This window comes from Streptomyces sp. NPDC051555 (assembly GCF_044454405.1).
Lineage (GTDB): Bacteria > Actinomycetota > Actinomycetes > Streptomycetales > Streptomycetaceae > Streptomyces.
Window position 1 is genome coordinate 1 of record NZ_JBITDP010000016.1, and the last position, 9,350, is coordinate 9,350.

5 protein-coding genes and 1 pseudogene are annotated in these 9,350 nt (G+C 71.1%); 5 read left to right on the forward strand and 1 reads right to left on the reverse strand.

The features are described from left to right. Positions 1-142: 142 nt before the first annotated feature. Positions 143-1,165, reverse strand: a pseudogene (locus tag ACIBEA_RS28150) (aldo/keto reductase). 73 nt (positions 1,166-1,238) lie between these two features. Between ACIBEA_RS28150 and ACIBEA_RS28155 the strand changes: the two are divergent. The 5 genes from ACIBEA_RS28155 to ilvC all read left to right on the forward strand — a co-directional run bounded on the left by ACIBEA_RS28155 (position 1,239) and on the right by ilvC (position 9,237). Next, positions 1,239-2,186, forward strand: a complete 948-nt coding sequence (locus ACIBEA_RS28155; protein ID WP_399265582.1) for a 2-hydroxyacid dehydrogenase — start codon at positions 1,239-1,241, stop codon at positions 2,184-2,186. Positions 2,187-2,461: 275 nt separating this feature from the next. Beyond that, entirely contained in the window at positions 2,462-5,467 is a 3,006-nt protein-coding gene (locus tag ACIBEA_RS28160; protein ID WP_399265584.1) for a putative bifunctional diguanylate cyclase/phosphodiesterase, read from the forward strand. Positions 5,468-5,671: 204 nt separating this feature from the next. Then, positions 5,672-7,558 (forward strand): acetolactate synthase large subunit, encoded by a 1,887-nt coding sequence (locus tag ACIBEA_RS28165; protein ID WP_399265586.1) that lies wholly within the window; start codon positions 5,672-5,674, stop codon positions 7,556-7,558. A gap of 32 nt (positions 7,559-7,590) precedes the next feature. After that, positions 7,591-8,115: an acetolactate synthase small subunit gene (gene ilvN / locus ACIBEA_RS28170; RefSeq protein ID WP_354380022.1), complete on the forward strand. Its 525-nt coding sequence runs from the start codon at positions 7,591-7,593 to the stop codon at positions 8,113-8,115. A gap of 120 nt (positions 8,116-8,235) precedes the next feature. Continuing rightward, positions 8,236-9,237, forward strand: coding sequence for a ketol-acid reductoisomerase (ilvC, locus tag ACIBEA_RS28175; protein WP_330332796.1), 1,002 nt, complete (start codon positions 8,236-8,238; stop codon positions 9,235-9,237). The last annotated feature ends 113 nt before the right edge of the window (positions 9,238-9,350 follow it).

The window sequence follows — 9,350 nt, forward strand, 5'->3', positions numbered from 1 at the left end:
TTTTGCAGCCCCCCCCCCACAATGATACACACCCCGTTACACCTTTTCCCGACCCGCCGCGTTTCGGTTGTCCTGAACACCGCCCGCGGCAGGGCCCCCCCCCCCCCCACCACCCCGCCCCGCCCCGACCACCGCGTCCCGGTCACTCCTCCCAGGCCCCCACCGCCACCGGCAGCGCCGCGACCTCCTCCAGGTCCAGCGCCGTCAGCCGCACCTCGGCCGCCCCCGCGTTCTCCGCCGCCCAGGACGCCCGCTCCGCCCCCGGCACCGGTACCACCTACGGCCCCTGGGCCAGTACCCACGCCAGAGCCACCTGGGCCACCGTCGCGGGCCGCCCGCCCGGCCCCTCGTGCCGCCGGGCTATTCGCCGCAGCCCCGCGACGAGCACCTGGTTCGCCGCCATCGCGTCCGCCGTGAACCGCGGGTGCCGGGCCCGCGCGTCCGCCTCCTCGAAGCCCTGCCCCGGCGTCAGCGTCCCGGTCAGGAAGCCGCTGCCCACCGGCATGGCAGCCAGCAGCCCCACCCCGCGCGTCCGGCACCACGGCAGCAACTGCCAGGCCGCCTCCGGCGACCACACCGACAGCTCCGCCTGCACCGCGCTCACCGGGAACACCTGCTGCATCCGGTCCAGGTGGCGCAGGGTCGCCGTGTAGGCGCGGTCCCCGAGCCGCCCCGCCCCGGGCCCCGCGCCCGCCCCGAGCGCGCAGAACCCCAACGCGCGCACCTTGCCGGCCCCGACCAATTCGGCCATGGCCCCCCAGGTCTCCTCCACCGGCACGTCGGGATCCACCCGGTGCAACTGGTAGAGGTCTATGACGTCGGTCCGCAGCCGCCGCAGCGAGGCGTCACAGGCCCGCCGTACGTACCCGGGCCGCCCGTCGGCCACCACGTGCTGATCGCCGGTCCGCAGCCCCACCTTGGCCGAGACGAACGCGTCCGCCCGGCGCTCCTGGAGCACCCGCCCCACCAGAAGCTCGTTGGTGTAGGGCCCGTAGATATCGGCCGTGTCCAGCAGGCTGGCGCCCAGATCCAGTGCGGTGTGCACCGTCCGCAGCGATTCCTCGCCCTGGCGCCCCGACGCGGCGTACCCCCAGCTCATCGGCATGCAGCCGAGCCCGATGGCACCCACCGTCAGAGCCGATGCCCCGATCGACCTGCGCTCCACTCCTGGGTCCCCCTCCCGGTCCGCCACACAAACTAACGGCTCGACCGGGATCGCTTCGCATAGCCTCGCGATCATGACTTCAAAGACCGAGGACGTCTGGCTGCCCTTCCCCGCCGAGGAGATCGAGGGTCTCCCCGACGTCTACCGCTACCGGCACTGGGACGGTGAGGAGGAGTTCCCGGCCGACCCGGCCGCCTGCGTCTTCTACGTCACCCCCTACATGAAGTCCCCGGAAGTCACCCTGCGCCCGCTCGCGCACATGCCCGACCTGCGCGCGGTGCAGACCCTGACCGCGGGCATCGACCACGTCCTGGGCGGCCTCGACGACCTGCGGCCCGGCGTGCACCTCTGCAACGCCCGCGGCGTCCACGAGGCCAGTACGGCCGAACTGGCCCTCACCCTCGTCCTCGCCTCCCTGCGCGGGATCCCCGGCATGGTCCGCGGCCAGGACCGCGAGGAGTGGCGCTCCGGCTTCTACGACGCCCTCGCGGACAAGACCGTCCTCGTCGTCGGCTACGGATCGATCGGCGCCGCCATCGAGGACCGGCTCGCCGCCTTCGAGTGCGCACGGATCATCCGCGTCGCCCGCTCGGCGCGCACCGCCGCCCACGGCCCCGTACACGCCCTCGCCGACCTGCCGGGGCTGCTGCCGCAGGCCGACGTGGTGATCCTCTCCACCCCGCTCACCGAGGACACCCGGGGGCTCGCGGGAGCCGGCTTCCTGGCCCGGATGCGGGACGGCGCGCTGCTCGTCAACGTCGCGCGCGGACCGGTCGTCGACACCAACTCCCTGCTGAAGGAAGTGGAGTCGGGGCGGCTGCGGGCGGCCCTCGACGTCACGGACCCCGAACCGCTGCCCCAGGGGCACCCCCTCTGGCATGCTCCGAATGTCCTGATCTCCCCCCATGTCGGGGGCAGCAGCTCCGCTTTCGAGCCACGGGCGAAGCGACTGGTGGTCCGCCAGCTCACCGCACTGGCCGCCGGCGAGCCGCTCGCGAACACGGTGCTGACCACGACCTGAGCCCGCCCCGCGCACCCCCCGTAGTCGCGCGAGCGCACCGCGTGTCCACAACTCCCTTGGTGGTGACGGAGAGTAGAGCATCTATGTCCCTGAGTGACGAAAGTGGTGTATCGTCCGGACCAAGGGGCTGCAGCGCGTTCGTCTGGCGCTGGGGAGTGATTCAGACATTTTGGGGGGCGACGGGCGATGTACGGGCAATGGGCGAAGGATCCGACGCGGCTCGGCCGCCGGAAGCGACGACAGTGCGTGCCGAAACCGGCCACCGGGGCGGACCGGTGAGCGCCCCCGGGGCCCTGCTGACCCGGCCGCCCGCCGTCAGCGGTGGCCGGGGCCTGGCGGCGCAGCTCCTCCTCGCGGTGATCAGCGCCGGCTATGCCGTAGGGGCCGCCGTCGGCTGGGGGACCCAGGAAGCCGCCGAGATCATGGGCGACTTCGGTCTCAGCGCCGCCGGATTACTGGCCGCGGTCTCCTGCTTCCACTACGCGAGGACCATCGGCCGCCGTGAACGCCCCGCCTGGCTGCTGTTCGCGTTCTCCTCGCTCATGGCGGCCGTCGGCAACCTCGTCTGGGGCTGGTACGAGGTCGTCCTCGGCCAGGAAGTGCCGAAACCCTCGGTCGCCGATTTCGCCTTCCTCTGCTTCGCACCGTCCGCCATCGTCGGACTCCTCGTCCTCGCCAAGCGCCCCGTCACCCGGGCCGGCTGGGTCTGCCTCGCACTCGACTCCTGGCTGATCGCCGGATCCCTGCTGACCCTGTCCTGGAGCCTGGCCCTCGCGCACGCCGCCCGCACCGCCCAGTCGGGCGCCCTCGGCAGCGTCCCGCGCGCCGCGCTGTCCCTGGCCTACCCGCTGCTCGACATCGCGCTCGTCTCGATGGTGCTGGTCCTGCACTTCCGCCGCTCGGCGACCAACCGCTCGGCCGTCAACACGGCCATCGCGGCCCTCGCGCTCACCGTGCTCAGCGACGCCCTCTTCACCTCGCCGCTGCTGAGCGCCCACTACCAGTCCGGCCAGCTGCTCGACGCCGGCTGGTTCGCCGGCTCGCTGCTCCTGGCCTACGCGCCCTGGGGCGCCCGGCGGATGCATCCGGTCCCCGAGGCGCCCCGCCCCGCGCCCACCCCGCGCCCGCGGCGCGGCGGCAGGGGAGCGGGGCGGGCGGCAGCCGCCCGCCGGGGCGCCCTGCACGGCGGCGGCGAGCAGCTCTCCGCGCACGCGCGCGAGGGCCGCCCGGTCAGCCGCCCGATCACCGGATCGCTGCCCGCGCTGACCCCGTACCTCGCCGCCGCCGTGTGCACCCTCGGCATCCTCTACAACGTGATCGAGGGCCGGAAGGTCGACCGCATGGTCGTCTTCACCGGCTGCACCGTGGTGCTCGCCCTGGTCATCCGGCAGGGCATCATGCTCCTCGACAACATCGCGCTGACCCAGGAACTGGCCCAGAAGGAGAACCACTTCCGCTCCCTGGTCCAGGGCTCCAGCGACGTGATCATGATCGCCGCGCCCACCGGGATACTGCGCTACGTCAGCCCCGCCGCCGCCGGGGTCTACGGCCGCGACGCCGAGGAGCTGGTCGGCAGCGAACTCTCCGCCCTCATCCACCCCGAGGACCTCGGCCGGGTGGTCCACGAGGTGCGCCGGTTCCTCGCCGCGCCACCGGCCGAGGAGCCCACCACCCGCATCGAATGCCGCTTCAAGTCGGGCGACGGCGAGTGGCTCAATGTGGAGTCCACCGTCAACCGGCACCAGGGCGGGCTCATCCTCAACAGCCGGGACGTCACCGAGCGGGTCCGGCTCCAGGCCCAGCTCCAGCACAGCGCCGAGCACGATCCGCTGACCGACCTGCCCAACCGGGCCCTGTTCACCCGCCGGGTCCGCCAGGCCCTCACCGGCCGCCGCGCCGGGGACCACAGCACCGCGGTGCTCTTCATCGACCTCGACGGCTTCAAGGCCGTCAACGACACCATCGGCCACCAGGCGGGCGACGAACTGCTCATCGAGGCCGCCCGCCGCCTGCAGGACTCCGTCCGGGCCGGCGACACCGCGGCCCGGCTCGGCGGGGACGAGTTCGCCGCCCTGATCCTCGGCGACGGCAACCGGGACCGCTCCGCCCGCGAGTACCAGGTCCACGAGATCGCCGACCGGCTGCGCACCACGCTCTCCCAGCCCTACCGGATCGCGGGCAGCGAGGTCCGGGTCGCCGCCAGCATCGGCGTGGCCTTCGCCGACCCCGGCATCACCCCTTCGGACCTGATGCGCAACGCGGATCTGGCCATGTACCGGGCGAAGGCCGGCGGCAAGAACCGGGTGGAGCTGTACGCGCCCCAGATGCAGGCCGAGGTGGTCCGCAAGGCGGAGCTGGCCGGGCGGCTGCGCACCGCGCTCCATGAGGGCGAGTTCGCGCTGCTCCACCAGCCCGTCGTCTGCCTCGGCAACGGCGCGGTCACGGCGGTGGCCGCGCAGGCCCGCTGGCGATCGGCCCAGGGGATCCTCTTCACCCCCGCGGAATTCCTCCGGGTGGCCGAGTACAGCGAGGGCGCGGCGGGCCCCGGCGGGCCCGCGGGACCGGCCTCGTCCGCCGCGCCGGACGCCACCCGGACCGCCGAGCTGAGCCGCTGGCTGCTGGAGGAGGCGGTGGACCAGGCGGCCGACCGCCACCGCTCCGGGCACGACGTACCGGTGGCCGTCCGGATGACCGCACAGCGACTCCTGGACCGGTCGATGCCGGGCGGCTCGGTGGAATCCCTGCTGAGCCGCTACGGGCTGCCCCCCGACGCGTTGGTGATCGAGCTGGCGGACAGCGACCCCAGAGTGCCCTTCGACGAGCTGGAGCGCCGCCTGACGGCCTTGCGGCGGCTCGGCGTCCGGATCGCCCTGGACGGCTTCGGCAGCGGTTACGCGGCCATCAGCGCCCTCCGCAGGCTCCCCGTCGACGTGCTCAAGCTGGACCGCGGCCTGGTCGAAGGTGTGGTCGAATCACCCAGACTGCACAAGATCACCGCAGGTCTCTTGCGGATCGCAAACGATCTGGGAATGCAGTCGGTGGCCGACGGGGTGGACCTCCCCGAGCAGCTCATGGCGCTGCGCGCGATGGGCTGCACACATGGCCAGGGGATGGCCTTCTCCGGGCCGCTCGACGAGTACCGGCTGCGCCGCGCGCTCGTGCGCGGTACGTTCCCTGTACCGGGCGCGGCGGTTCACCCCGCCTTGGCCGGCGGGTCCCTCGGGGGCTCGATGGCCGTCCATAGGGGCTCAAATAATGAGACGCCCGTCCCACCCGCTTGACATCGACCTCCCGCCGGAGGGAGGGTCAGTGCCATGCGCACCCGAATTCTCGTACTTGGAAAGCGCGTCGGCTGAAGCAGGGTCAATCATGCCCCCGCTCATTGCACCCGACGCGCTCCCCTCGCTTGCCTCCCGGCACGAGGGGTTTTTTGTTGCACTGGCACACACCGAACCCTCGCAAAAACCCTCAGCTTCGAGAAGAGAATGCCGATGACCGAGCAGGCCACCGGGGCCCACCATCCGCAGCCGCGGGCCCGTAACGGCGGATCCCACACCGCCGCAGTTGAGCACGTCACGGGTGCGCAGTCCCTCATCCGCTCTCTCGAAGAGGTGGGGTGCGACACCGTCTTCGGCATCCCGGGCGGCGCCATCCTCCCCGCGTACGACCCGATGATGGACAGCCGCAAGGTCCGTCACATCCTGGTCCGCCACGAGCAGGGCGCCGGTCACGCCGCCACCGGCTACGCGCAGGCCACCGGCAAGGTCGGCGTCTGCATGGCAACCTCCGGGCCCGGCGCCACCAACCTGGTCACCCCGATCGCCGACGCGCACATGGACTCCGTGCCGCTTGTCGCGATCACCGGGCAGGTCTCCTCCAAGGCGATCGGCACCGACGCCTTCCAGGAGGCGGACATCGTCGGCATCACGATGCCGATCACCAAGCACAACTTCCTGGTCACCAAGGCCGAGGACATCCCGCGCACGATCGCCGAGGCGTTCCACATCGCCTCCACCGGCCGCCCGGGACCGGTCCTGGTCGACATCGCCAAGGACGCCCTCCAGGCGAAGACCACCTTCAGCTGGCCGCCGCAGCAGGACCTCCCGGGCTACCGGCCGGTCACCAAGCCGCACGCCAAGCAGATCCGCGAGGCCGCCAAGCTCATCTGTCAGGCCAAGCGCCCGGTCCTGTACGTCGGCGGCGGCGTCATGAAGTCCGGCGCGACCGCCGAACTGAAGGTCCTGGCCGAGCTGACCGGCGTCCCGGTCACCACCACCCTGATGGCGCTCGGCTCCTTCCCCGACAGCCACCCGCTGCATGTGGGCATGCCCGGCATGCACGGCGCCGTCACCGCGGTCACCGCGCTGCAGAAGGCGGACCTGCTGATCGCGCTGGGCACCCGCTTCGACGACCGCGTGACCGGCAAGCTGGACAGCTTCGCCCCCTTCGCGAAGATCATCCACGCGGACATCGACCCCGCCGAGATCGGCAAGAACCGGGCCGTCGACGTCCCGATCGTCGGCGACGCCCGCGAGGTCATCGCCGACCTGGTCCAGGCCGTCCAGTCCGAGCACACCGACGGCCACGCGGGCGACTACACCGCCTGGTGGAAGGACCTCAACCGCTGGCGCGAGACCTACCCGCTGGGCTACGACCTGCCCGAGGACGGCATGCTCTCGCCGCAGCAGGTCATCGAGCGGGTCGGCGCGCTCGCGCCGAAGAGCACGATCTTCGCGGCGGGCGTCGGCCAACACCAGATGTGGGCCTCGCACTTCGTCAACTACGAGGAGCCCCGCACCTGGCTGAACTCCGGCGGCGCCGGCACCATGGGCTACGCGGTCCCGGCCGCGATGGGCGCCAAGGTCGGCATGCCGGAGCGCACGGTCTGGGCGATCGACGGTGACGGCTGCTTCCAGATGACCAATCAGGAACTGGTCACCTGCGCGCTGAACAACATCCCGATCAAGGTCGCGATCATCAACAACGGCGCGCTGGGCATGGTCCGCCAGTGGCAGACCCTGTTCTACAACCAGCGCTACTCCAACACCGTCCTGCACGCCGACGAGACCGGCCAGGACACCGCGGTCGGTTCGCAGCTCGGCGAGTCCAGCGCCCCCCGCAAGGGCACCCGCGTCCCGGACTTCGTCAAGCTGTCCGAGGCCATGGGCTGCGTGGCGCTGCGCTGCGAGGACCCGGCCGACCTGGACAAGGTCATCGCCGAGGCCAACGCGATCAACGACCGGCCGGTGGTCATCGACTTCATCGTCCACGAGGACGCCATGGTGTGGCCGATGGTCGCCGCCGGCACCTCGAACGACGAGGTCCTGGCCGCCCGGGGCGTCCGTCCCGACTTCGGCGACAACGAAGAGTGACTGAGCGAAGAGCGAAAGAGAGAACGACCGACATGTCCAAGCACACGCTCTCCGTCCTGGTCGAGAACACGCCCGGCATCCTCGCCCGGATCGCCGCGCTGTTCTCCCGCCGCGGGTTCAACATCGACTCGCTTGCGGTCGGTGTCACGGAGCACCCCGACATCTCCCGCATCACCATCGTCGTCAACGTCGAGGACCTGCCGCTCGAACAGGTGACCAAGCAGCTCAACAAGCTGGTCAACGTGCTCAAGATCGTCGAGCTGGAGCAGCACCACGCCATCGAGCGCGAGCTCGTCCTGGTGAAGGTCCGCGCCGACAACGAGACCCGCTCGCAGATCGTCGAGATCGTCCAGCTGTTCCGCGCCAAGACGGTCGACGTCTCCCCGGATGCCGTCACCATCGAGGCGACCGGCGGCACGGACAAGCTCGGCGCGATGCTGAAGATGCTGGAGCCCTTCGGCATCAAGGAACTCGTGCAGTCCGGCACGATCGCCATAGGGCGTGGCGGCCGGTCCATCACGGACCGCAGCCTGCGCGCACTCGACCGCAGCGCCTGAGCCGTTCTTGCTGCTCGCCCGGCGGCAGAACCTTCTGCTCGCATAGCGAGACTTGAAACCTGATATTCCGTTCCCCGCCGTACGGTGGGAGCAACACCAGCGCACCAAGGAGATATCCCAGTGGCCGAGCTGTTCTACGAGAACGACGCCGACCTGTCCATCATCCAGGGCCGCAAGGTCGCGGTCATCGGCTACGGAAGCCAGGGCCACGCCCACGCGCTGTCGCTGCGCGACTCCGGTGTCGACGTCCGCGTCGGCCTCCAGGAGGGCTCCAAGTCCAAGGCCAAGGCCGAGGAGCAGGGCCTGACGGTCGTCTCCGTTGCCGAGGCCTCGGCCTGGGCCGACGTCATCATGATCCTGACCCCGGACCCGATCCAGGCCGAGGTCTACGAGGCGTCCATCAAGGACAACCTGAAGGCCGGCGACGCGCTCTTCTTCGGTCACGGCTTCAACATCCGCTACGGCTTCATCCAGCCGCCGGCGGACGTGGACGTCGCCCTCGTCGCCCCGAAGGGCCCGGGTCACCTGGTCCGTCGCCAGTACGAAGAGGGCCGCGGCGTCCCGTGTATCGCGGCGGTCGAGCAGGACGCGACCGGCAAGGCCTTCGAGCTGGCCCTGTCCTACGCGGCCGGCATCGGCGGCACCCGCGCCGGCGTCATCAAGACCACCTTCACCGAGGAGACCGAGACCGACCTGTTCGGTGAGCAGGCCGTCCTCTGCGGTGGCGCCTCCGCCCTGGTCAAGGCCGGTTTCGAGACCCTGACCGAGGCCGGCTACCAGCCGGAGATCGCGTACTTCGAGTGCCTCCACGAGCTGAAGCTCATCGTGGACCTCATGTACGAGGGCGGCCTGGAGAAGATGCGCTGGTCGGTCTCCGAGACCGCCGAGTGGGGCGACTACATCACCGGCCCGCGCGTCATCACCGACGCCACCAAGGCCGAGATGAAGAAGGTCCTCGCCGAGATCCAGGACGGCACCTTCGCCAACAACTGGATGGCCGAGTACAAGGCCGGCCTGCCGAAGTACAACGAGTACAAGAAGGCCGACGAGGAGCACCTGCTCGAGACGACCGGCAAGAAGCTGCGCAAGCTGATGAGCTGGGTCGACAACGACGAGAGCTGAGCCGTTCGCGGCGGGGGCCGGGCGCGCCCGGCCCCGCCCCCCCCCGGCCCCCCCCCCCCCGGTGAAGGCGTACCCCGGGGGCCCCTTTGCAACCCCGCCAACCACCCGCCGGT

Excerpts from the sequence above, each read along its gene's own strand:
- ilvN (WP_354380022.1), top strand. The coding sequence starts at position 7,591 with ATGTCCAAGCACACGCTCTCCGTCCTGGTCGAGAACACGCCCGGCATC.
- ACIBEA_RS28155 (WP_399265582.1), top strand. The coding sequence starts at position 1,239 with ATGACTTCAAAGACCGAGGACGTCTGGCTGCCCTTCCCCGCCGAGGAG.
- ACIBEA_RS28165 (WP_399265586.1), top strand. The coding sequence starts at position 5,672 with ATGCCGATGACCGAGCAGGCCACCGGGGCCCACCATCCGCAGCCGCGG.